At 49.5% G+C, this 23682-nt stretch carries 21 protein-coding genes; 9 read left to right on the plus strand and 12 right to left on the minus strand.

Annotated elements, in window-relative coordinates:
- Positions 1 to 170: 170 nt before the first annotated feature.
- From JRF57_13945 to JRF57_14000, 12 genes are all read right to left on the minus strand, one after another.
- Positions 171 to 1088, minus strand: a complete 918-nt coding sequence (locus JRF57_13945) for a glycosyltransferase (GenBank protein MBW2304800.1) — start codon at positions 1086 to 1088, stop codon at positions 171 to 173.
- Between the two features lie 16 nt (positions 1089 to 1104).
- A complete protein-coding gene (locus JRF57_13950) occupies positions 1105 to 2049 on the minus strand; it encodes a polysaccharide pyruvyl transferase family protein (GenBank protein MBW2304801.1) in 945 nt (314 codons plus the stop codon).
- 792 nt (positions 2050 to 2841) lie between these two features.
- A complete protein-coding gene (locus tag JRF57_13955) occupies positions 2842 to 3777 on the minus strand; it encodes a glycosyltransferase (protein ID MBW2304802.1) in 936 nt (311 codons plus the stop codon).
- Positions 3774 to 4466, minus strand: coding sequence for a class I SAM-dependent methyltransferase (locus tag JRF57_13960; protein ID MBW2304803.1), 693 nt, complete (start codon positions 4464 to 4466; stop codon positions 3774 to 3776). The genes JRF57_13955 and JRF57_13960 overlap by 4 nt, the downstream gene beginning before the upstream one ends.
- 2 nt (positions 4467 to 4468) lie before the next feature.
- Entirely contained in the window at positions 4469 to 5767 is a 1299-nt protein-coding gene (locus JRF57_13965; protein MBW2304804.1) for a B12-binding domain-containing radical SAM protein, read from the minus strand.
- Between the two features lie 81 nt (positions 5768 to 5848).
- Complete coding sequence (locus tag JRF57_13970) at positions 5849 to 7174, minus strand: radical SAM protein (protein MBW2304805.1); 1326 nt, start codon at positions 7172 to 7174, stop codon at positions 5849 to 5851.
- 194 nt (positions 7175 to 7368) lie between these two features.
- Complete coding sequence (locus JRF57_13975) at positions 7369 to 8664, minus strand: hypothetical protein (GenBank protein MBW2304806.1); 1296 nt, start codon at positions 8662 to 8664, stop codon at positions 7369 to 7371.
- Positions 8665 to 9001: 337 nt separating this feature from the next.
- On the minus strand, positions 9002 to 10414 hold the full coding sequence (locus JRF57_13980) for a hypothetical protein (protein ID MBW2304807.1): 1413 nt from the start codon (positions 10412 to 10414) through the stop codon (positions 9002 to 9004).
- A 4-nt stretch (positions 10415 to 10418) separates the two neighbouring features.
- Positions 10419 to 11147, minus strand: a complete 729-nt coding sequence (locus JRF57_13985) for an acylneuraminate cytidylyltransferase family protein (GenBank protein ID MBW2304808.1) — start codon at positions 11145 to 11147, stop codon at positions 10419 to 10421.
- Positions 11144 to 12103, minus strand: a complete 960-nt coding sequence (locus JRF57_13990) for a glycosyltransferase (GenBank protein ID MBW2304809.1) — start codon at positions 12101 to 12103, stop codon at positions 11144 to 11146. Before JRF57_13990 ends, JRF57_13985 begins: the two co-directional genes overlap by 4 nt.
- Before the next feature lie 277 nt (positions 12104 to 12380).
- Positions 12381 to 13271, minus strand: coding sequence for an N-acetylneuraminate synthase family protein (locus tag JRF57_13995; GenBank protein MBW2304810.1), 891 nt, complete (start codon positions 13269 to 13271; stop codon positions 12381 to 12383).
- A gap of 220 nt (positions 13272 to 13491) precedes the next feature.
- Positions 13492 to 14115, minus strand: a complete 624-nt coding sequence (locus JRF57_14000; GenBank protein MBW2304811.1) for a winged helix-turn-helix transcriptional regulator — start codon at positions 14113 to 14115, stop codon at positions 13492 to 13494.
- A 961-nt stretch (positions 14116 to 15076) separates the two neighbouring features.
- Between JRF57_14000 and ftsH the strand changes: the two genes are divergently transcribed.
- The 9 genes from ftsH (at position 15077) to JRF57_14045 (ending at position 23611) form a co-directional block, all read left to right on the plus strand.
- Positions 15077 to 16858, plus strand: a complete 1782-nt coding sequence (gene ftsH / locus JRF57_14005) for an ATP-dependent zinc metalloprotease FtsH (protein MBW2304812.1) — start codon at positions 15077 to 15079, stop codon at positions 16856 to 16858.
- Between the two features lie 47 nt (positions 16859 to 16905).
- A complete protein-coding gene (gene folP / locus JRF57_14010; protein MBW2304813.1) occupies positions 16906 to 17721 on the plus strand; it encodes a dihydropteroate synthase in 816 nt (271 codons plus the stop codon).
- 75 nt (positions 17722 to 17796) lie between these two features.
- The gene (locus JRF57_14015) at positions 17797 to 18564 is read left to right on the plus strand and encodes a type III pantothenate kinase (GenBank protein MBW2304814.1); all 768 of its coding nucleotides are present in this window, start codon (positions 17797 to 17799) and stop codon (positions 18562 to 18564) included.
- The gene (locus JRF57_14020; protein ID MBW2304815.1) at positions 18561 to 19463 is read left to right on the plus strand and encodes an LD-carboxypeptidase; all 903 of its coding nucleotides are present in this window, start codon (positions 18561 to 18563) and stop codon (positions 19461 to 19463) included. The genes JRF57_14015 and JRF57_14020 overlap by 4 nt, the downstream gene beginning before the upstream one ends.
- A gap of 350 nt (positions 19464 to 19813) precedes the next feature.
- Entirely contained in the window at positions 19814 to 20593 is a 780-nt protein-coding gene (locus tag JRF57_14025) for an ABC transporter permease (protein ID MBW2304816.1), read from the plus strand.
- Positions 20594 to 20601: 8 nt separating this feature from the next.
- Positions 20602 to 21390 carry an ABC transporter ATP-binding protein gene (locus JRF57_14030; GenBank protein MBW2304817.1) on the plus strand — a complete coding sequence of 263 codons (789 nt, stop codon included), beginning with the start codon at positions 20602 to 20604 and terminating at the stop codon, positions 21388 to 21390.
- 34 nt (positions 21391 to 21424) lie between these two features.
- Positions 21425 to 21865 carry an outer membrane lipid asymmetry maintenance protein MlaD gene (gene mlaD / locus JRF57_14035; protein MBW2304818.1) on the plus strand — a complete coding sequence of 147 codons (441 nt, stop codon included), beginning with the start codon at positions 21425 to 21427 and terminating at the stop codon, positions 21863 to 21865.
- Positions 21866 to 22049: 184 nt separating this feature from the next.
- Positions 22050 to 22646, plus strand: coding sequence for an ABC transporter substrate-binding protein (locus JRF57_14040; GenBank protein ID MBW2304819.1), 597 nt, complete (start codon positions 22050 to 22052; stop codon positions 22644 to 22646).
- Positions 22647 to 22693: 47 nt separating this feature from the next.
- Positions 22694 to 23611 (plus strand): VacJ family lipoprotein, encoded by a 918-nt coding sequence (locus JRF57_14045; GenBank protein ID MBW2304820.1) that lies wholly within the window; start codon positions 22694 to 22696, stop codon positions 23609 to 23611.
- Positions 23612 to 23682: the final 71 nt, after the last annotated feature.

The following is a 23682-nucleotide window of genomic DNA, read 5'->3' on the forward strand; positions in this document are numbered from 1 at the left end:
ATTTCTCACGACTGGAAGATCTCGTGGAAACTGTTTTTGATCAATTTAGATGCTGGCAAAAACCAAATCACCTACTTCAACGATTATGCGCAATTATTTAAGACGCTCTGTATAGGTTATTAGGTTAAACTTAATATAAAGGGGTTGCGCACATTTTTATGTAAAATACTTTACACTACTGTGCGTCTCTTATAAAAGTAAAACCATTGCATGCCAATCAGTTTACTGAAAGCAAGGCAGCAGCGAATCAAAGCACACTTGTTAAACCCAAAGGCACCCCGAAAATATTGATTTATTGAGATAATAAGAAGTCTGATAGAAAACAGTACGAGTTTTAAGCTAGATATCCTATCCGCCTTTTTTTGGAACTCGTAGGCCGCCATTATTCCATTATTAAATTCTCTGCGCATCAAATCACGGAGTCTTGCATTGACGCTCCTCTTTTGATGATGCCAAACTCTAGCATCGCCAACCCACAAAACCCTATGTCCACGACGATTCGCAGATAAACTTATCGCAACATCTCCAGATCCAAGAATGATTTTCCCCACTTGGTCTGGTTCCATCCCCCCGATTTCATGGAAGAAATCGCGTCGAATAAGGAGGTTTCCCCCATTAACTGCTTGCCCCTCGCTAAGCCAGAAACAACCCTTACCAAAATTTATTCTTCCCATTAGATACTCAAAAGGCGTAACCCAAGATGGAGGCGTATAGTCCCATCTTATTTCAATACCACCACCAGCTACAACAGGGCTATACAATTCAATGGCCGAACGATAGCGTTCAAGAAGCGATGGATGGGCTTCGCAGTCGTCATCGATAAAGACAATATAGCGACCACGAGCAACTTTGCTGCCAGCATTCCGTGCTTCGTGGGCACCAGGCTTAGGCTCATTAAGGCATGTAATATTGATTAATGAAGCATAAGCTTCTATAATATCAGTCACTCCAATCTCTGGAGAATTATTTACAACCACAACCTCAAAACTATGTCTGTCAATTGTTTGACAAGATAATGATTCCAACGCTCTTCGCAGGGAATTACGCCTTCTATATGTCGGAATAACTATGGAGAAAAGCAGATCCAACGCTCACCTTATTGTATTAGCTACACAACTGGTTTTTCAGAAATTCCGACTGTATATTACGAAAGTAAAGTGCCTTGCTTTTGATAGCCTTAGATATTTTATTGCTGTTACTAAGTAAATATTCAATAGAATTTATAATATCTGAGGCAGAGCTATTCGGCGATAACAACAAGTCCTCTTGCTGAATCGACGCCGCGAAATCAAGACATTTTGAACGGTAATTGCACAATAAAAATGGAACACCTGCACACGAGGCAAGTATTGCGCCGTGCAATCTCATTGAAATAATTAATGACACTCCTCGCAACGATTCAAAGAAACGATCAACGCTTGTATATATTTCAGATATTTCAGATTCTAAAAAACCAAAAGTCGATCTAAAATTATCTATATAACTATAATCTCCAGGGCCAAGCGCAAGGAAATCAATAACCCAGCCGTTTGCCCGAAGAACACTAAGAGGAGATGCAAGATTAGCAATAAACTTTTGATATATAATGTTTTCCTCGGTATCGAGCGGCGAAAGTAAATTAACCAATATTTTTTTGCCACCCTGAAAAAAATCACACTCCTTAGCATACCCAAGTGCGGGGTCACCAATTACCTTAGAATTAATATCATATTTAAAAAGGGTTTCTTGAGACAGAGGTCCTCTAACGGTTAATGGATTAATACGGTTCAGAAAACAAACAATCTCAGATAAGTCAGAATCAGGGGGTTCACAAAATCCACAACTTCCGACACCAGTGCCGAAACTCCATACTCTATCATTGCACCGAATTAATATTTTCAGATATTCTGCATTCATACTAGTGAACTGAGTACCACCGCCAATCATTATCGATGAATATCGCCTTAGCTGACGTTGAAGAAAATGGCCCAACAACTCCCTCCCGAGTGTGATAGGTATTATTCGCTTGTCTAATGCGTAACAATCACGCAAGACACTATAAACAGCCACATCTCCAAGGTTGTTTGATTTAACCTCGCCGAAGTACGCTACCATCTTCTGAGTATAAATAAAATTCAGCAATCCGAACAGTTATGCGGTCGAAGGCAGAATACACTGATTTGCCCGTGGATGAATGAGCTAGGCGGAGGTAGAATGCCGCCATGGAATACATAAAGAAGGCCGTGGATGAATGAGCTAGGCGGAGGTAGAATGCCGCCATGGAATACATAAAGAAGGCTCACAGTGTCTACTATCTTCGATACCATGTTGTTTTGGTATGTAAATACCGCCACCGGATCCTGAATCCTGGTATAGGCAGTTAAACCCGAAAACTTTTGGTCTATCTGGATAATGAATACTTTTAACTGATTTTGAACAGTCGAAAAAAAATTAATTCAACGATATGGCTCTTTATGAGAATCTGTTCTGACAAGCGGCAGTAATAAATTTAGACCGGGATATTCCACAGAGAAACATGCCCCTCCAAGACCTCTCCTTGAGCTTATCTTTGACCTGAGCGCGCCTTCCGCAGACGCTGCATGGCAACTTTCGCCTTGCCTTTGCCTCAATATCAATCCTCAGTTCACTGCCGGTGAGTTTATCCGAGACCAACCGATGATTCTTGATTCCGAGCGTAAAACGTACGATGCTTCCAATAAGCATGAGTCATCTTCCGTTTTCGGGTCTCTTGGTGAACACTCTAACTAAAGGATTTGGCTCATGATTCCAAGTTTATACAGGATTAACACAGCCCAGATTCTCATGGAGAGCCTTATTATCTATCCCTTGGACTTCCTTGCGCTATGACCGCCTGGCCAACCGCCCAAGAATGCTGAGAATAGTCTCGGTCCGACGCCCGATAGTATGGTCCGCCAGACAGCGTCTGCGGCCCCGCTCCGCTACTGCACGGCACCAGTTCTTATCGAGGAGCACATCGGTGAGGTCAGGCCGGTCGATGGATACGACTTCCCGGCCGGGGTCGAAACATTGGGAAATTTCCTTGGTTATCGTGGTCAGAACACATAGGTTCGCGGCAGAGTACTCGAAAATTCGGTGCGGGAGCGTCGAGGCGGGCCCCATGACGTTGATGCCTATGCGGGCCTTGCTCATTACGGAAAGCGCCTCCTTGCCCTCCAGGTGGCCGATGTCTCCTCCATGGCCTACAGTCAGGACGGACAAACCCATTTCCCTGATCCGCTTTATTTCGGTCCGTCGCAGCGGCGCATCGGGATGGCTAGCGATATTTCCGAAAAAGATTGCGTCATATTCGCTATTTCGATGGTCTGCCGGGCAGGTGTCGTGAAAGCCCGGATGGATGCTCGGCAGCATTACGCCGCCGGGAATGCCTAGTTTTGCCGCCTCATCAGCGATGCTCTCAGAAAGTGAAAAATAGGCGTGGAAATAGCGCCAATGTCGGCGCGTATTCTCCACGAACCGTGGATCGCTGAAGCCGAAGCCCACGAGCGTCTTGAGTTTGCCGAGCCGCTCCATATACTCTGGCTCAAAGGCGAGACAGGATGAGGCGAAAAAAATATGGGTATGATCGCCCTCTATGGCGAGCTGATAGAGCTTCCCTGGGGGCAGAGGGCGTGCGTCGGCTTCAAAGCGAACCTCCGGGTGGTACTCTTGGTAGTCGACGAAGTCGACGGGCACGGTCTCCAGCAATGACTCATACAGCGAGCGCTTCACGCCGTACATGTCCCAGGCATACCGGTCTGAAAGGTAGAGTATTTTCATCTCTTTTCTATCTCCACGTAAATGTCGTACGGATCGCCGAGGGGATTCAGGACATCCCAACGTTCATTTATCCACCTGCAAATCCGTCTTTTTTTGTCAGTGTTGATGGGAAGCATCAGCGCCAGTAGGAAATGCACGGTTCTGTTGAAAAGAGGCTTTGCCACATACTTGCAATCCCTACTTTCCAGCGCCGCAACAAGCCACTCCGGAGTGACCCGGGGTGTCTTGTCGTGCTGGTGTGAGTTGTAGACGAATTCCGTCTTAGCATCGTCGATTTCCCTGTTCTCCTCACCAAACGGAAAGATAAGATGAACGGTGTTTCTGGATACCCGTAGCATTTCGTCGAGAAAGGCCCCCCTGCGATCCAGTACAACATGCTCCAGAGTGTGCGTGGAGATGGCGGCGTCAAAGGTGTCGTTTTCAAAAGGCAGTTCGCTCGCATCGATGCCGTTGACTGCCGGGTTGGCCAGAGTCAGGGTCACCCCGGGCAGAAAAGGCTTGAAACTCCCGGTTCCGCCGCAGTCAATGACGTTTTCGTAGCCCAATTCCAAGAGCCTCTCGGCGAGAAAGGAGTGCTCCGAAAATTTACCGGGCCAGTACTCAAGGGCTTCAGCGAACTTAGCTGCCCGATCTGGCCTGGGAGCAAACGCTGATGATGCTGCCGCGAATTGCAGTATGTGATCTTTCATGCCTAGCCCTTGTTGAATTTACCCGTGTCTTCAACGTACTGGAACATACGGCGCATATTGCCTTCCAGCTGCTCTTTGGAAAGCCTATCCGTTTCTATGACGGACTCGATGGGGGACCGTTCTCTCTGTCCGTCTTTGCCTCTCCGCCATGTATAGAAGCTGTAATTTTTCAAATCCCTGTTGATAATCTTACAGTTGAACTTTTCCGGCGTCTCCCAGATGGGAGAACCGGGCATCGGCCGGAACTGGGTCAGGGAAACCATGTTGAACTCTATGGAATTGAGGAAATCTCTCGTTCTCTCCGGTGTATCGTGATACTCTCCCGGAGTGCCCGTCATGAGCAGCACCCGGACGTTAATTCCGGCGGCCGTGGCCCAATTTATGAGATTGCGGTTGTCCTCCACCGTATTATGCTTGTTGAGGAAGTCCAGGACTCGCTGGTCGCCGCTCTCAATCCCGGGGCTTATCTCGCGGCAGCCTGAGTCATACATGATCTTGAAATCATCATAGGTGGATAAACCAGCCCGCACCGAGCAGCGCCAGAACACGTTGAGCTTGGAAAGACCGTGGCAAAGCTTATGGAGCCGTTTGGTGTCCATGTTCAAGGTATCGTCGCAAAAACGGAACTGATTCACGCCAAAGCTACTCTGAACCATGCGGACTTCCTCCAGGATGCTCTCCACGGAGCGGAGTGACACGCGACCAAGCCACATTGGTTTGGATGCGCAGTAAGAGCAGTTGAATGGGCATCCACGGGACGTCATAATTGTCGTAGAGAGATTGTTTCCCGTATAGTTCTTGTCGTAAGCGAAGATGTTTCCCCCGATGCAGCTCATCAGATCCCGGGCGGGGAAGGGCAGTTCATCCAAGTCCCTGATGCGCTCTTTTTTGTAGAAGGGCTGGAGACGCCCTTCCTGAGTGTCCCGGACGATCTCCAGAATGGCTCGTTCTCCCTCGCCAATACAGTACGAATGGAAGACGGAAAGGTTGATTGTCTCAGGAGCGACCGTCGGATGCGGCCCTCCAATAATTAATTTTGCCTTGTCGTTTATCTTGGCCAGTTTCCTGGCCATCCGTTCGCATAGATCGTAGTCGACGCTAGTAGCGGTAAACCCATAAATGTCCGCGTCCATCGGAAGCGCCCCTAGGGCCTCCTCTTCGGTAAAGCCCGACAGGTTGTAAACTTCCACTTCGTGATTCGCATTGCGCAGAACCGAAGCTAGATAGAGCAGGCCCAGCGGAGCTTGGCTGTTGGGTTTGATCAGATAGGGATGGGGGGGATAGATCAATGTGACTTTCATAAAAGGGTTCCGGTTTGATTGCCACATAGGCTCTGCATGTCAAATGCATTTTTGTTGGATACGGGAACAGCGGCGCGGTGATCAACCTTCATTGAGTTTACCCGTGCTTTTTAGGTATTCTCGAAAGTCATCTGTCTCCCTGTTGAATTCTTCCAATGGCCTGTCTTTGATCTTGATGATGCTTTTAATCTTGTTTTCCCCGCGCGAACTGAAGAAATAGAAATTATAGTCGTCTAGATTCCTATTTAGGATCTCGATATTGTAATCGTCGGGATTTTGCCAAATATCGCTGCCGGGAATCGGGACAAAGCTCGTGCAGCAAATAATGGTATAAGGAACCCTACTCAGCCACCAAATGTTTTTTGGAACCGTTTTGGCGGTCTGTCCCGGCGTTCGGATCATGAAGAGGACTCGGGTCTTCAGTCCGATTTTGTGGCACACTTCCAAAGCATAGGCATTATCTTTCGGGGTCGTGCCCTTCTTAAGCATGTTTAGCACGTCCTCATCAAAGCTTTCCACGCCGAAAGAGACCTCTTTGCACCCTGCTTCGAACATGGCGCGGTAAAGCGTTTCATTCATAGGTTTGACCCTTGTGGAGATGCGCCAAGCCACGTCAAGGGGTCCGATGAGTTCGCAAAGCTTTAAAACCCGTTTCGGATCAGCGAGAAACATGTCGTCAGAGATACGGAACTGGCGAATGCCGAGTTCTTGTACTACGGATTTCATCTCTTGAAAAACGTTTTCCGGCTTTCTAAAGCGCACCTTATTATTGGTGAGAAAGGGGGAACTGCAAAACGAGCAGTGAAACGGGCATCCCCTACTTGTGGTCAATACCGTACTTTTGTCTCCTTTGTATTTGAAGTTGTAGGCGAAAATATTGCCACCCTGATTGTCTCCGAGCAGATGGCGGGCGGGGAAAGGCAGGCTGTCGAGGTCCTCTACCGGAGGCAGCGTATACGTTTTTTTCAGCATCCCTTTCGCATAATCTTCAAGCATTAGGAAGATGGCCTCTTCCCCGTCACCTTTACAGATAGAATCGATGACCCCCCAATCCACGAATTCGTCGCTGAAGGTTCCGGGGCCGCCAAGCACGACTGCACACTTTTCGTATTTCTCCTTGATGAGGTGTGCAAATCGGTTGGCTTGTTTGAGCTCCAGGCTTGTTACAGTGATGCCGTAAAGGTCGGCGCGGGGGAGATCCTCCAGGGCCTGCCATGTATTAAACGTGCTATAGTTTCGCACTTGGACATCGACACCTGCCTGCTCCAAGAGTGCAGCAAGATACAAAATGCCGATGGGCGCTTGCGCATCAGGCTGTTTTAAGTATGGATGCGGTAGATAGATTAAAAGGATTTTCAGATGCCGGATGGCCTTCAGTCGCTCTTCATTGAGAATGATGGAATTCATCCTAACCTTTCACGGTTGCGGTAGAGAGACTTTTGAACGTGCGATTCATACACATCGTTTCACTTTTGACGATTTAAGATCAAGGTAATAGTGAACTTACCCCCATTGTCCAGACAAGACATTGGGTGTATTTAGTGGCCTTTCAAATCAGATACTTTCTACTTTAATTGGAGAATTTTTTTGCATATGTGACTCTATATGGCGAACATGTGAATACAGGCCAGTGAGTAATCCGTCACAAATAATATCTGTGTGTTTTGTTCTCTAAAGATTGCAAGATCAAAAGGAAGTGTTTTATGAATGCCAAATATACTGGAAATATTTGCACTAAAGATTATTTGTCCATTCGATGATACCTTCAGTATATGCATCCCAGCACTTAAAAAAAAGCCATCATGGAAGTCTACAAGCCAACGGAGAGGGTATGGGATTCCACTGAAACCGATAGGCCTGAAAAGTCTTTGACTGGCATCAAAGATAAATAGGTCGCATTGTGTCAGGTCACATACATACAATTGATTATCCAGGAATCCGAAAAAATTGGGGGTCTGAAGAACACCTATCGGCAGGATGTCCAGAGAATCATGAGGGTTATATCTATTAAATGAAACTAGCATTCTTTGTCGAAAAGATGCATTTACAAGAAGTAAATAGAATCGATCACCATTTAGATAACCAAAAACCGGATAGATGGAGACAAACTTGTCACCCAGAATTTCTTGTAGCCTGATTTCACCAACTACACTGTCAGTTGAATCCACAGCCAAAAGCCGACTATTACCGAAGTCGCAAATCCAAAGGTTACCTTCAGTATCTTTAAAAAGTCCCCGTGAATTTTTTACTTCTACTAAAAGAGGACCAAGGTATTCCCCCTGAACATTAAACTTATGGATTTTATTCTCCATATTGTCAGACACAAACAGGGTATCGTCATAATCATCGGCTACTATGGCAATCGGCCCTTTTAAAACATCTTGTCCGAAGCTTCCCATATATTTGAACCGATATTTATTGTTTAAATCCACAGCCCGACTTTTTGTTGCATGGGGTATATTTATTGTCTCTAATAGCATTGAGTGAACATATTCATTATCTGGATTGACCCTCAGCACCTCTTCCCATGAATCCAGTGCTTCCTTTATTCTGCCCCGGCTAAATAGCCAGTTACCCTTCTCAAAATTGAATGGAATTAATCTTTCTTTCATTCCAAAAAAGGCATAGTTGTTTAGATTCCGGATTACCTTGTCTGTTGCAGACTTAAGTTGATTATAGGTTGCAGTGTCATTAGAGCTATAAGAATGACCGAGGATGTCTGATATGATCTTCAGGTCTTCGCGTTTAGCGGCAAGGCTTCTTTGAATTTTTCGATAGTCGTCTTCAATCACCCTGAAAAGTGACCCCATGTCATCATGGTTCGCTGACTGATCAATATTGATCGACTCGATTTTTCTTAGCAACTCAGTAAATTCTTTCTTATGCCTTTCTATCATAGGTGACATTGCTTATGGGAATTGCAACCTGTCAACAACTTTTGGACACTCACTATCAAAATTACTGTAGTTTCTTCCTTGCTCTTAATGTCTCCGCAGGGGGATTGATCATCAATACTGCCCCTGGTAAAGCAGGAGGCGATGATCCCTTATAAACCGTTCAGTATGAGCCTCAAAAGCAACCTCAAGTACCTTCTTCCCGGATTCAATCATATCCCTTGCAAGCCCATAGCCTCTTTTCTCGCTTTTGTATCTTCTTTCCGCATTAATTTATCACAGAGCAAATGTCACAACATTATAGGCAGAGAAGGAGTTGATTAGCGGTATAAAATCAACGTTAAATCGATGTAATACCATTTGCTCTTGTGATAGCCTTGTATCTTAATAGATCAAATTCAGATTTTATTTGAATTGAATTGGAGTCTTCCATAACGAAACCATCAGCATTTCCATTTAAAAGCTCCTGACCAAAAAACGGAATTATACTTCTCTTCATAATAAAAAATGTTCCGTCCGGCTCGAACACGTCGGGAAAGTCCTGCCGGCCCATTATCTCTTTTCCTGTTTTGATATTAATTTTTTGGTCAGATCCGGTCCACAATCTCTCGTCAGGGGGAAAAGGTTCGCACAAATCATATGTATCATCTTCTGCTACCTTGAGAAGAGAATAAATTATTCCGCAAATATATTTGTCTTCATACTGGAGGGAGATCGGTTTGGAGAAATCGTCGATCTCAACCTCTATTATCCCTTCCTCTAGTGGGCCGGATAGTCCGACAGGGAAAGCTTTCAGTACATAAGAATATGAAGAGTGATCTTCTGAATTAAAGGTCAAAAAATATCTGCGCCTTTTAATATCTTTGAACAATAAGGAAGAAATGTTATTAAAATCGTCAGAGAATGCTGCTCCAACTAAATGAAGATTATTATCAACACTGCTTACTTCACTACATAACTTTTCATATTTGTTAAAAGGGAAAAGGACTTTTGCTTTTTTGGGGGTGTCGTATATCCACAAAGGTCCCAATTTTTCATCTAAGCTACAATGAGAAATTTGGTCAAAGGGGAGATATTGTATTTTCAATCCGTCATAAATCCGAGCATAAAAAGGAGAATAACTTTTTTGTTGAACACCTCTTGCTTCCCAATCAAAATAAAAGGGTTTCGTGATTTTATAGCACAAATTAGACTGATTAAAAAAATTACATTGATGAGGAATATCCTTGGTGATGAGATGATTGTTAAGAACTTGAAGATATGGAGAAATTGCATCCTCATTATCGAATATATGGATAAAGCCGACATCCACGATTTGGTAATAGGCATTAAGTTGAACTGGATGATCGACTGATTTTTTAATACTTATCAGGGCTGGAATCTTCGAAAGTTTGAATTTGTTGATAGCGTCATCGATCAAATCAGGTGTTATCAGGGGATTTCTGAAATTCAGAACCATCAAATTCTCAAAATCTATTTTTAGGATTTCTCTTAGATATCTTACTGAAGCAAAACTGCCAGGTGGAAGGAGTTTAGAGTCTTCAGTATCAGGTTCAATGTCAATAATGTAGGAATCTATGTTGAGCGATTTTGACAAATTATGTATCAAATTATCATTGGTAAAAAGAATCAATTTTTTTATTGCATGAGCCTTTGCCGTAGAGTTGATGAATCTCAGTATTAATGCTTCGCCCTCGGCTCCATGCCATAGCTCGTGATCATTTTCAAAAAAAATAGGAATTATCGCAATCATCAGTCTATTCTAATTCGAAATCAAAAAGACCTTGTTTAATTACTTCTTCAGCTAGAACGAAATCCGCCAGTGAATCAATATCAATAAGACTTACAGGGTCTTTAATTACATGAAGGTAAGGTCTGTCAAAGAAACCAAAAATAGACCCGAGGAAGAGTCCGTATTGTCTGAAAAACGATTTCTTGGGTGCCGCTCCATTGAAAGATCTGAAATTCAACAAAGGAGCAATACATTCGGCTCCATTTTTTGAAAAAATACTTAAATTTGTGTGAGTAATTAATTTAACGGTATTAACCGGGCTGTACCCTTCAAGTCCTTTACTCACAAGAAAATCCACAAGCTTTGGAGTTCTGAACGGGTGGGTCGGGTAAAGAGTCACCAATACATTGGGGGAATAGCCACCATCTCGCAACTTATTAACAGTAAAATTGATTCCATCACCAACACTTGAACGATCCTGAGCCATTTCTTTCGGTCTCAAAAACGGGACCTCGGCCCCAAAGCTTTCAGAGATTTCCGCGATCTCTTCATCTTCCGTGGACACCACCACACGGTCTATCAATTTAGCCCTTAGTGCGACTTCAATTGAATAAGCTATAAGAGGCTTGCCGCAAAGGTCCCGGATATTCTTTCTTGGAAGCCCTTTAGAGCCTCCACGCGCTGGGATGATGGCAAGAACTTCGGGTTTATGCCCATGTCCTTTCAGGGGATGGTTGATATCGGCATCATTCATAGCGTTTGATAGATAGCCATGAGTAAAGAGATGACCTTTTGCTCCGTCCAGCAACCTTCCATGAAAAGGCGGCTTGATCGGCCGATCTGATCCCGCAACTCGGCATCCACCACGAGTTCGGTCAATCGGTCTTCCAGTTCCTCCCGGTTCCTCGCAATCACCCAGGGGAGGGTATCGGACCCCGTGAATTCCCTGATGCAGCGGATGTTCCAATCATCCAACCCTGCAATCACCGGTTTACCCTGGCTGAGGGACTCCAGGGAGGCGATCCCGAACCACCCGCGCATGTGGTCAAAGACCACGTGGCAAGCACGTTTGATTCGGAGACATTCTTTGTACGGAAGAAGCTCGATGATGATTGGTTCGATCCGGCCGGGGAATTTCTTTTTGAGATTATCAATGGCCTCTTTGAATTCCCTTGTGTGCTTGTGGTATTTCCTGGTCGGGGATTGGCAGATCCTCACCGAGGTGGAGGGAAGGGAATCATCGTATCGAGGAAGGAAAAGCGGATCGTTCAGGGGTACGAGGTTGGGAACCCAGGTGGCATTCTCTGCCACCTTGAGAAGGTCGGGGGTGCTCACGATGACCCTGCGGCCCAGTTTTCTGTACTTCTCATTGTAGACCTGAGCATTGATGATAAAGTCCGGGTGTCCGTGATGGTGATGGAGAATCCGTTTTCCCTTAATATAGTCCCTGATCACCAGTGGGCCGAGGTGGGAGTTCTCGTCCCTCAGCACATGGAAATGTATGATGTCTGCCTCTTTCAAGAGTTGCTCCACCTCGCCGAAATCGTCATCACGGATATCCGGGAGGTGAATGTCCTTGTCATAGTCGAACCCGTATTTTTCCGCGGTCGTGATCAACCGGCAGCGGTGATCGGTATAGCGGTTGATGGCGTGGGTGAAGGCGATTCCCATGCCGGCCGGGTCATTGTCGGTGATCATGAGGATATTCATTTAAATGGCCTCTTTTCAAAGGTCTCAGGTCTCCTAAGATGCGGGCACAGCTCCGCCCCTTGGATTACATGGGGAAAAGGCTATAACTCCCTGAAAAAAGATTACATATTGGTACTAAAGGGTTTTTGTTCTTCGGGATATCCGTCGTTAGATGCTTCCGGGTCCTGTAAAAATCGATAATTGTCCATTCAGTGAATGGTTAATATCTGAATCGACCTCTTTCGATAAAAACTTTACTCCCTGGTCGAAGACGGGCGGCCGCCTTTAATAAAGCCGGCTACCTGCATCTTCTCAGCCTGGTCCTGGCGATTTTTTCGGATTCAAAAACCCTCTTTACCCCGTCACCCAGTGCCTTTTCGATCTCCCGGATATCCCTGACAAGGCGCTCGAGGTCCCAGGGCTCAAGGGAGGCTGATTGGTCGCTTCCCCAGAAGCTGCGATCCAGGGTGATATGTCTTTCTACGAAACAGGCGCCCAGGGAGACCGCTGCAATGGATGGGATCAGGCCCAGTTCGTGGCCGGAGTATCCCACAGGGCAACCGAATTCCTCTTTTAAGGACAGGATGGTGCGGAGGTTGAGTTCTTCAATGCTGCAGGCATAGGTGCTCGTACAGTGGGCTATGAGGAGTCGGTCCCGATCGAGCAAGGAGACGGCGTGTCGGATTTCCTCCATGGTGGACATTCCAGTGGAAAGTATGACGGGCCGTCCTGTTTTGTTGATTTTTTTTAAAAGACTGTCGTCGGTGAGGGCGGCGGAGCAGACCTTGTGGCAAACCGGGTCGAACTCCTCCATGAAGTCCACGGAGGGCTCATCCCAGCAAGAGGCGAACCAGGCTATATTTTTTGACTTGCAGTACCGATCGATCTCCTGATATTCCTCCTTCCCGAATTCGATTCGTTCGCGATACTCAAGGTAGGTCATCAAGCCCCAAGGGGTGTTACGGGTCACCTCCCTCTGATCGGGAGGAACGCAAAGGGAAGGCGTTCGTTTTTGGAATTTGACAGCGTTACATCCTGCCCGCACGGCCGTATCAATGAGTTTCTTGGCCATTTCGAGGTCGCCGTTATGATTGATTCCTATCTCAGCGATGATGAAGACCGGGTGATCAGGACCTACCTCATGCCGGCCGATTTGAAGGGTATTGACTTTTGGGTCGCTTTTGAGCAAGGGTCAGAAGTTCCTTTCATGCTTTGAGACCTTTGAAAAACGCCCCCTTTTGCCCAATTGCGGCGTCAGGCTCAAATTTCAATCCTCAAAATACTAAATGTATTCCTGCGGTTGAAATTTTCGCCTTCCTTGAACTTGTTTATCAGGCTGTTGAAAGACTGCTGCGCTCGCTATGTTTTTCAACAGCCTGTTAAGCCCTCGGGTGGAAAAGACCGATATTCTAGAGGTCTGAAAGCCGGATGATCCTGAAAGTATCCCCGGCGATCTCCTTTATCTGCTGATAGATTTCTTGCTGCTTACCGAAAGAGGTGATCACCAAAGCGTCGGCATCCAACTCTTTCAAAACCTCAGGGGCCTGGATTGTTAAACCGTTGAAGGCCCGGCCCTGTTTTTCGGGATCGCTGTCCACAACCGCCACCACCTTAATGCCTGTTCCCTTGGTGGCGGCATGAACGACTTCGGCTGTTTCAGCGGCCCCGAAGAGCCCGATGGTCTTGATCCCCTCATTTGCAAGGTTGTCAAGCCTCTCGCCGACTTCATGCTTGGCGGCGGTATAAAGGCGGATGATTTCGGCTGAATAGTCGAGGAGGAGGGAGATCAATTCCTTCCGGCCCCGTGGGGTGAGGTGGTAACTCTGGGTACGGTTCGTTTTGCCCGAAACTTTCAGCAGGCCCTCGGCTTGGAACTCCTTGACGTAGTTGTTTACCATTGAACTGCTGAGATGGGTAAGCTCACCGATCCGGTGCTGACTGATACGGGGGGAATCATGCACGGAGAGGAGGACCGAGAGGCGTCTGAATTTTTTGGTCGGAGTTAAAAACTGGGAATAAAACGGCTTGATCATTTCCTCTTCTCCGTACGGCGGACTTGTATAATCATTCACTGAATGGACAGTCAGCAATTGTTGTGCCAAAAGACGATAATTCCATCAATACAGATAGTTATGTCATATTTCCTACTTGGGGATTCTTACGTGGCAAGGAAAAAAGTGTCAATATTCCGGCATTTTCTTCCCAGGGTGTGGGAGTGTGCCCGGCAACGGAAGATATAACGAGTGGGCATCCGTAAACAGTTCCTTTCCCCAATCGTTGCTCCTGTCCGGCTTCCACGCATGCAGACAGTTCACAGGGGTGAATTTTCTAAATAGTGTCCATCCATAAATGCCCCTTTTCCCCAATCTCTGCGTCAGGCTCAGATTTTAATCCTCGAAATACTTCAATGTATTCCTGCGGTTAAAATCTTCGCCTTCCTTGACCTTGAACAAAATTGCCTATTTATAATAAATGAATGGTTTGTGTTATACAGTACCGCCGCTATAATGTAAAGGGCGATTGCCTGATGATGGGAATACCTGCCTGCCGCGTTTTCGCTCAAAACAGGCATGCCGATTGCAAAGAAAGATAGAATTTTTCGGAAATATCATTATAATGAGGTATACCGATTTCCTGAAGAACGGACTCCCTTAAAAGTGAACTGAGGGTCCTCTTTCCTCAAGCCTTGGGAAAGGGCGGCGACTTCAGTATTATGTCTTTAATGCCCCAATCTGGGAATGGGAGAAAACCCCTTGCCTTCGGGCGAAGACTTTAGTTCGATCATTTTTATAATTAGGGTTCAAGGATCCAAGGGGTCCAGGGTTCGAGTGAGAAATCGGGATTTAAGGAAAGATGATTTTCACTTGACCCCTCGACCCCTTGGCCCTTCGAACCCTTAAACCCTCAAACCATTCCGAACCAGAATGGTCGTTGACGTAGGAGGTCAAACTTTTGAGCCCATTTTATAAGAACCTTGCGCTTTGGCTGGTGATCATGCTGATGATGGTGATGCTGTTCCAGATCTTCAAGCAGCCGGAGGGTGGCAAGGTATCCGTTAGTTACAGTGAATTCCTCAACATGGTGGAAAACGATAATGTTCTCCAGGTCACCATCCAGGGTGATCATATTGCCGGAACCACGGTACAGGGAGGCGCTTTCAAGACCTATGTGCCGAAGGACCCCGAACTGATCGGGCTGCTCAGAAGCAAGAACGTAAAAATCAATGTCAAGCCGGAGGAGGATTCCTCCTGGTTCCAGGTGCTTCTCTCGTGGGTCCCCATGCTCTTGCTCATCGGAGTCTGGGTCTTTTTCATGCGTCAGATGCAGGTGGGGGGAGGCAAGGCCCTGTCCTTTGGAAAGAGCAGGGCGAGGCTCATGACGGATGCACATGAGAAGGTCACCTTTGACGACGTGGCCGGCATAGAAGAGGCGAAGGAGGAACTTCACGAAATCATCGAATTCCTCCGTGATCCTAAGAAGTTCACCCGTCTGGGCGGGCGAATTCCCAAGGGGGTCTTGCTGGTAGGCTCCCCAGGGACGGGAAAGACCCTTTTGGCCAGGGCCATAGCTGGTGAGGCCGGGGTTCCCTTTTTCAGTATCAGCGGATCCGATTTCGTAGAGATGTTCGTGGGTGTTGGGGCATCAAGGGTCAGGGACCTTTTTGTCCAGGGGAAAAAGAATGCCCCTTGTATCATTTTCATTGATGAGATTGACGCCGTGGGTCGCCACCGGGGAGCGGGGCTTGGCGGAGGGCATGATGAACGGGAGCAGACCCTGAATCAGCTACTGGTGGAGATGGACGGCTTTGAGTCCAATGAGGGGGTGATCCTGATCTCCGCCACAAACAGGCCGGACGTCCTGGATCCGGCCCTTCTGCGCCCGGGGCGCTTCGACCGGCAGGTCGTGGTTCCCGTTCCGGACGTCAAGGGCCGGGAAGGGATCCTCAGGGTCCACGTGAAGAAGACCATCCTTGGAGATGACGTAGATATCCGCACCCTTGCCAGGGGGACACCGGGCTTCACCGGTGCGGACCTCGAGAACATGGTGAACGAGGCGGCCCTCATGGCCGCCCGCCGCGGCAAGGACAGAGTCGAGATGGCCGATTTGGAGGACGCAAAGGACAAGGTCATGATGGGGGCGGAGCGGAAGAGCATGATTATCAGCGACGAAGAGAAGAAGGCCACCGCCTACCATGAGGCAGGGCATACCCTTGTGGCGAAATTGCTCCCGGGAGCCGATCCCATCCATAAGGTCACCATCATTCCCCGCGGCCGCGCCCTGGGCCTGACCCAGCAATTGCCCCTGGATGAGAGGCATACCTACCCCAAGGATTACCTCTTGAACAATATTTGCATACTGATGGGAGGCCGGGCCGCAGAGGAGATCGTGCTCAATGTCCAGACTACGGGGGCGGGGAACGATATCGAGCGGGCCTCGGACCTGGCCAGGAAGATGGTTTGTGAATACGGGATGAGTGAAAACCTGGGGCCCCTGACCTTCGGCAAGAAGGAAGAGCAAATCTTCCTGGGAAGAGAGATCTCTCAGCACAGGGATTACAGTGAACTGACCGCTCAGAAGATCGACGAGGAGGTCAAGAACATAGTCACAGGGGCTTATGAAAAAACATCCGGGCTGATCAAAGACAATATCGAAACATTGAATCGGATTGCCGAGGCCTTGCTTGAAAAGGAGACCCTTACCAGCAGCGACGTGGATGAGATCATCTCGCAAGGCTCGGTAAAGGAAGGAGAGGAATCGGAGGCAAAGGAAAGTTGAAAGACACTGAAGAGTACGGGCCGTGTCTGCAATGGGGAAGCCATCGCATGGACCTGGGGCGGAAGACCCATGTCATGGGCGTCTTGAACGTGACTCCCGACTCCTTTTCTGACGGGGGTCTTTTTTTTAACCGGGACAGGGCCATTGAACATGCCCTGGAAATGGTCCGGGACGGGGCCGACATCATCGATGTGGGGGGAGAATCAACGAGGCCATACGCTGAGGCGGTATCTCTTCAGGAGGAACTGGATCGGGTGGTTCCTGTCATCGAGCGGCTCCGCGAAGTGATCAATGTGCCCATCAGCATCGATACCTTCAAGGCCGAGGTGGCACGGAAGGCCCTGGAGGCGGGGGCTTCCATGATCAACGACATCAGTGCCCTCCGGTTTGATCCCGAAATGGTTTCTATCGCCGCCAGGTTCCAGGTCCCCGTCATCCTCATGCACATGCAGGGGGAACCCCGAAACATGCAAGACAACCCGACTTATGGGGATCTGGTGGAAGAGATCCTGGCCTTCCTCCGGGATGCCGTGGAGCGGGCGGTTCAGGGCGGCGTCCGCAGGGATCGAATCATCCTGGATCCAGGGATCGGTTTCGGGAAGACTTTTGACCACAACCTGATTCTCCTGAGGGATCTGGAGCGGTTTCGCTCCCTGGGGCTTCCCCTCCTCGTAGGGACCTCCAACAAGGCTTTTATCGGACATATCCTCAAAAGGGAACCCCATGAGAGGACCACGGGGACCATGGCCACCGTAGCAGCCGCGGTCCTGAACGGGGCCCACATAGTCAGGGTCCATGCCGTAAAGGAGGCGGTTGAAACGGTGCGCATCATCGACGCGATCAAGCGGGGGCGTGCCGATTAGGGCGGCGGACTCCCGGCCGTCACTATTTGAGGGATTTGCTCGAAACGCCACCTTAATGATGCAAGAGGTCGAAGCGTGCTATTCTGTATCGACGTAGGGAATACGAACATTGTCTGGGGGATCACCGACGGGGACCATATCCTGAACCACTGGAGAATCCGGACTGAAAGGGACATCACGGCCGATGAACTGGGTATCCTGATCCATAACCTGTTCAGGAACTCCGGCCACCGGCTGGAAGAGGTTTCCGACATAATCATCTCCTGCGTGGTCCCGCCTCTCCTGAACACCTTGGAGGAATTTTGCAGCAGGTATTTCAAGGTGGCGCCCTTGATCGTGGGACCGGAGACGGACACCGGAATGCCTATCCTCTACGATAATCCCAGGGAAGTCGGGGCGGACCGCATCGTCAATGCAGTGGCCGCTTACGAGAAATACAAGAATGCCCTGGTCATCGTTGACTTCGGCACCGCCACCACCTTTGACTGTGTTTCACCTGAGGGGGCCTATATCGGGGGCGCCATCGCCCCTGGGGTGATCATCTCCTGCGAGGCCCTTTTCCAGAAGGCATCCAAGTTGCCCCGGGTGGAGATTTTCGTTCGGCCAAAGGAAGTAATCGCCAAGGATACCATCAGCAGCATGAACGTGGGCATTGTTTACGGGTATGCTGGGCTGGTGGATGGCATTGTCGGTCGGATCAAAAGAGAGATGGCCTCGAATCCGACGGTGCTGGCGACCGGGGGACTGGCTCCTTTGATTTGCGAGGTATCGGAAACCATCGATCGGGTGGAAGAGTATCTTACCCTGGAAGGTCTCATGTCCATTTTCAAGAGGAACCGGTGACACTCAAGGCCCAAGGCCTGAATACAGGAGATGGAATCGGTGTAATGGCACCCGCCGGGCCGGTCTTTCCCGAGGCGGTCCGTAAAGGGATGGAACTCCTCGAATCAAGAGGCTTCAGGGTCCATCCTGCCCCCCACCTCTTCGATCGTAAGGGGTATCTGGCCGGAGAAGACGATGTGCGAGCCAGGGATCTTCTGGACCTGTTTGAAGATCCTTCAGTGAAGGCCATTCTTTGCGCCAGGGGCGGTTATGGGACCCTGAGGATCCTGGACAAGATCGATTACGGCCTCATCTCCCGGAATCCCAAGATCCTTGTTGGTTACAGCGACATAACGGCCCTTCTTCTCGCCCTTTATGAAAAAACCGGATTGGTTACCTTCCACGGGCCCATGGTGACGGACCTGGGCCGAAAGGCCGCCCGGAACCTGGATGGCCTGCTCTCACTCCTCTCATCACATGAATCTTTTCCCCCGGTCCGTCTGAAGGGCCCTGTTATCAGGCCGGGAAAGACCAAGGGGGTGCTCCTGGGAGGGAACCTGGCCCTCTTGTGCCACATGGTGGGAACGCCCTTCATGCCGACATTGGATGGCGCCGTTCTCTTTTTGGAAGAAACAGGGGAGGCCCCGTATCGGATTGATCGCATGATCACCCAGTTGAAGTTGGGGGGCTACCTGGAAGGCCTTTCCGGGCTGCTCCTGGGTGAGTTTTCAAACTGTGGGAGCGCCGAGACCCTCTTTGGAATCTTCAGGGATACCTTTTCAGACCACCGGATCCCCATTATCGCCGGATTGCCCGTGGGACACGGGCTTGAGAACATCCTTCTTCCCGTGGGGATCGAGGTTGCCCTTGATACGGAAAAAAAGACCCTGCGTCTCCTTGAGTCCGGGATTCTTAGTTGATACGGAAACCCCTGGGGAGAGACACCGGGGAGGGATCGGACCTCCTTTTTTTGACGGATTCGCTCCCTCGATCCGGTCGCCGTGGCTCCGGCATCCTTTTGAGACGTAATGGCCCATGCATCTTTTTTCCAGATGCCTTTGAGACCATTGGGAGGAGGGTTGAAATCGCTTTTTGTGTTGTAAAACCCGGGGGATGATGATAATGGAACAGGCACCTTACCCGTAACGGGAACCAGGGGATCTTCCCCTGGCCCATCGGCCGGCAGAAATCATCCCCGCCGCGCCACTCTGCTCACGAATACCCGTGTATCGGCCGAATCGGGCCTAGAAAGGCAGTTTGCGGCAATCCCATGGATTTCGTCAGATCGCTCGGTTCCGAAACGCTCAATCTCGTCCACAGGCTGGGGCGCATGGGTATTTTCCTGGTCAAAGGATTTTTTTTCTCCCTCACCCCCCCCTTGAAAATTTCCCTTGTTTTGAAGCAGATCCGTTTCATCGGATTCCAATCCCTATCGGTCATTTTCCTTACCGGAGCCTTCACCGGCATGGTACTTGCCTTCCAGGGATACAACACCCTCAGCCGGTTCGGTTCGGAAGCCTTTCTTGGCCCTATGGTGGGGCTCTCACTCATCAAAGAAATGGGTCCGGTCATCTCCGCCCTGATGGTTACGGGCAGGGCCGGATCGTCGGTGACGGCCGAAATCGGAATCATGAGGATCAGCGAACAGATCGACGCCCTGAAACTCATGGGCCTAAACCCTTACCGGTACCTCATCGTTCCTAATTTCATCGCCGCCCTGGTGTCTGTCCCCCTGCTTGCGGCCATCTTCGATGTGGTGGGCATCTTCGGGGGCTACCTCATCGGGGTCCGGTTGCTTGGCGTGGGTTCAGGGGTCTACTTCGGGGAAATGATCAGCTATATGGAGATGAAGGATATCATTGAGGGGATGTTCAAGTCCCTGAATTTCGGAATAATCATCAGCTGGGTTTGCTGTTTCAAGGGGTACTACACGGGCGTTTACACGGGATTCGGGGCGGAAGGGGTCAGCAAGGCCACCACCCAGGCCGTTGTGCTATCGTCGGTGTTGATCCTGGTGTGGGACTATTTCATGACATCCACCCTTTTTTGAGTATGGACATGATCAAGGTTGAAAACCTCCACAAGTCCTTTGGAAAGACCCCGGTTCTAAGGGGTGTCTCCTTCGAAGTCCCGGTTGGGAAGATCCTCGCCTTGATCGGAAGGAGCGGATCGGGCAAGAGCGTACTCCTCAAGCACATTGCCGGATTGTTGAAGCCTGACGAGGGGAGGATCCTTGTGGACGGGAAAGACCTGGGGGATCTTAAAGGAAAGCAACTCCTGGACATGAGGAACCGGTTCGGATTTCTTTTTCAGGGAGGGGCCCTGTTTGATTCCATGACCATTTTCGACAACGTGGCTTTCTCCTTGAGGGAGAAAACAAGGTTAAGGAAGGAAGAGATCAGGAAAAAGGCCCTTTACGAGTTGGAGCAGGTGGGGTTGGTCGGATCCGGGGGCAAGTATCCCTCTCAGGTCAGCGGGGGGATGGTCAAGCGGGCGGCCCTGGCCCGCTCCCTGGTGCAAGAGCCTGAAATCATGTTGTTCGATGAGCCCACCACGGGCCTGGACCCCCTGACCGGGGAGTCTATTCTCACCTTGATCCATTCCTGCCACAAACGGATCGGTTTCACAGGGGTGATCGTGACTCATGAAATACCCAAGATTTTCGCAATCGTTGACAGGGTGGCCTTGCTCCACGAAGGGAGGATCCATTTCCATGGCACCCCGGAAGAGATGATCTCTTCCCGGGACGTCCTGGTCCAAAATTTCATCACCGGGGGCACGGAGGGGCCGATCCACGCCTACCTCCGGGATTTGCTCCCGACCCGGAAGATACTGCAAGGGAATTAGTGTCCAAGGGTAAGAGAAGGGGTGAAGAGGAAAGATGCGGAAGCTTGATATCGAGTTGTCGGTTGGGCTTTTTATCATCGCAGGACTCATCTGTCTGGGATATCTTTCCATCAAGCTTGGAAGGATGGAGGTCCTGGGGGGGAAGGGATACGAGATCTATGCCCGGTTCACCAATACCGGCGGATTGAAGGTCGGGGCTTCCGTCGCCATTGCGGGGGTGGAGGTCGGAAGGGTGAAGAGTATCACCCTTGAGGATTACCAGGCCCGTATCGTCATGAACCTCGACGAGAGCATCAAGATCCAGGAAGACGCCATCGCCTCAATCAAGACCCGGGGGCTTATCGGGGAGAAGTACGTGGAAATTACGCCGGGAGGGTCCGATCAGATCATCGAGCCTGGAGGGCGAATACGGGAGACACAACCCGCCGTGGATTTCGAGGAACTTATCTCCAATTTCGTATTTGGAAAAATTTGATTGAAAAGGATGGAGGTGCCCCCCCCTCACCGTAAATTGAAAGGTCAAGGCTTTCATATCCAAGCAGCTGATCCCGGTGCCTGCGTTTTTCAATCGTCGCCGGCTCTGTCTAGCCCCTGTTCCTGTTCTGCTGAAAAGAAGACGGGAAAAGAACCGTAATCGTCTCCAAGGAGGAACTGATTCAATGAGAGCCCTGGTAATCATCCTGTCGAGCCTTTTTGCCGCTGGTCTTGCGGCAGGACCCGCCGATGCCGGTGTCCCCACTGAAAAAATCAAGGAGACCACGAGGGAAATCCTCAGCATTGTAACGAACCCGGCCATGAAGGATCCTTCCATGAAGGAGGAAAGGAGGAAGTGTATCCGACAGGTCGTGGACAAGCGCTTTGATTGGCGTGAAATGGCCAGGAGGGCCTTGGCCAGACACTGGGCGGCAAGGAGCGAGGAAGAGAGGGGACAATTCATCAAACTCTTCTCCAACCTGATCGAAAAGACCTACCTTGAAAAGGTGGAAGGCTATTCGGGGGAAGAGGTCAGGTACGTGGGTGAACGGATCGATGGCAGGTTCAGCGAGGTTCGGGTGAAAATCCTGACAAAAAAGTCTGAAGAAATCGATGTCACCTACCGATTGAAAGAGAAGGACGGGGATTGGCTGGTCTACGATATCTCCATAGCCGGGGTCAGTCTCGTCAACAATTACAGGGTCCAATTCAATAGTATCATTTCACGCTCCTCTTACCGGGCCCTGGTCAAGAAGATCGAAGAGAAGCTCGCCCAGCCCTGACCTCGCCAGGAGATAGGGGATTCCATTTTTGAAAGGAGTCTGCTCCCATGTTGAAAAGGCCGGGTCTTATAATTGCGTTGTTGGCCTTAGCCTTCCTGCTGCCCGTCACGCTACATGCCGAAACCATCAAAGATTTTTATGACGATCTCCGGTTTCTGGAGACCCTGCAAGGGAAATCCCCCAGAGGAGGAGCGGTGCATGACGGAGGTGCGGGATTGTCTTCCTCCGGATATGTCGTTCGCGGAAAGATCCCTCCCTTGCCCCTCCGGGTCGCGAAATCAGGCGATGATGAGTCGGCGGGTAGTGAGCCCATCGCCGGGGGCGGGGATGAGGACCCATATGTGGAGGAACTACCACCCCAGGTGCCAGATCCCCTTGAACCCATCAACCGGGCCATATTTCAATTCAACGACAAGCTCTATTTCTGGGTCCTTAAACCGGCCGCCCGGGGATACAGGGCCGTAGTCCCCCAAAAGGCGAGGGTAGGGGTCAGGAATTTTTTTTACAACCTGGCCTTCCCAATTCGCTTTGTAAACTGTTTGCTTCAGGGGAAAATGGAATCCGCGGCCGATGAAATCGCCCGCTTCGTCACCAACACCACGGTGGGGGTGCTGGGGTTGATCGATGTAGCGAGTCAAAAGCTGGAACTTGAAAAACACGATGAGGATCTGGGGCAGACTTTTGGGGCTTACGGGATGGGCCCATCCTTTTATATCGTATGGCCCATCTTCGGACCTTCTTCCTTGAGGGACAGCCTGGGAAGTGTTGGTGATGCCTTTCTGGACCCATTGAATTACGCCGTTCCAAGAACCAAATACCGGGTATCCGTGGGAGCTTACAAGACCTTGAACGAGACCTCCCTTTCCATCGGAAAATACGAAGACCTCAAGCGGAGCGCCATCGATCCTTACACGGCCCTTCGGGACGTCTATTTCCAGCGACGCCGGAGCATGATAAAGGAATAGAGTGAGACCTTTGAAAAATGTTCAATTTTGTCCAAGGGTCAAGGAAGGCGAAAATTTTAACCGCCCCGCTT

The organism is Deltaproteobacteria bacterium (assembly GCA_019310525.1).
Classification (GTDB): domain Bacteria; phylum Desulfobacterota; class DSM-4660; order Desulfatiglandales; family HGW-15; genus JAFDEE01.

Coding starts and splice junctions, on each gene's coding strand:
- JRF57_13990 (MBW2304809.1), bottom strand. CDS start 12,103: ATGAATATCCTCATGATCACCGACAATGACCCGGCCGGCATGGGAATC.
- folP (MBW2304813.1), top strand. CDS start 16,906: ATGGACCTGGGGCGGAAGACCCATGTCATGGGCGTCTTGAACGTGACT.
- JRF57_13985 (MBW2304808.1), bottom strand. CDS start 11,147: ATGAATGATGCCGATATCAACCATCCCCTGAAAGGACATGGGCATAAA.
- JRF57_13975 (MBW2304806.1), bottom strand. CDS start 8,664: ATGATAGAAAGGCATAAGAAAGAATTTACTGAGTTGCTAAGAAAAATC.
- JRF57_14000 (MBW2304811.1), bottom strand. CDS start 14,115: ATGATCAAGCCGTTTTATTCCCAGTTTTTAACTCCGACCAAAAAATTC.
- JRF57_14045 (MBW2304820.1), top strand. CDS start 22,694: ATGTTGAAAAGGCCGGGTCTTATAATTGCGTTGTTGGCCTTAGCCTTC.
- ftsH (MBW2304812.1), top strand. CDS start 15,077: ATGCTGATGATGGTGATGCTGTTCCAGATCTTCAAGCAGCCGGAGGGT.
- JRF57_14040 (MBW2304819.1), top strand. CDS start 22,050: ATGAGAGCCCTGGTAATCATCCTGTCGAGCCTTTTTGCCGCTGGTCTT.
- JRF57_14030 (MBW2304817.1), top strand. CDS start 20,602: ATGATCAAGGTTGAAAACCTCCACAAGTCCTTTGGAAAGACCCCGGTT.
- JRF57_13960 (MBW2304803.1), bottom strand. CDS start 4,466: ATGAAAGATCACATACTGCAATTCGCGGCAGCATCATCAGCGTTTGCT.
- JRF57_13970 (MBW2304805.1), bottom strand. CDS start 7,174: ATGAATTCCATCATTCTCAATGAAGAGCGACTGAAGGCCATCCGGCAT.
- JRF57_13980 (MBW2304807.1), bottom strand. CDS start 10,414: ATGATTGCGATAATTCCTATTTTTTTTGAAAATGATCACGAGCTATGG.
- JRF57_13955 (MBW2304802.1), bottom strand. CDS start 3,777: ATGAAAATACTCTACCTTTCAGACCGGTATGCCTGGGACATGTACGGC.
- mlaD (MBW2304818.1), top strand. CDS start 21,425: ATGCGGAAGCTTGATATCGAGTTGTCGGTTGGGCTTTTTATCATCGCA.
- JRF57_13965 (MBW2304804.1), bottom strand. CDS start 5,767: ATGAAAGTCACATTGATCTATCCCCCCCATCCCTATCTGATCAAACCC.
- JRF57_14025 (MBW2304816.1), top strand. CDS start 19,814: ATGGATTTCGTCAGATCGCTCGGTTCCGAAACGCTCAATCTCGTCCAC.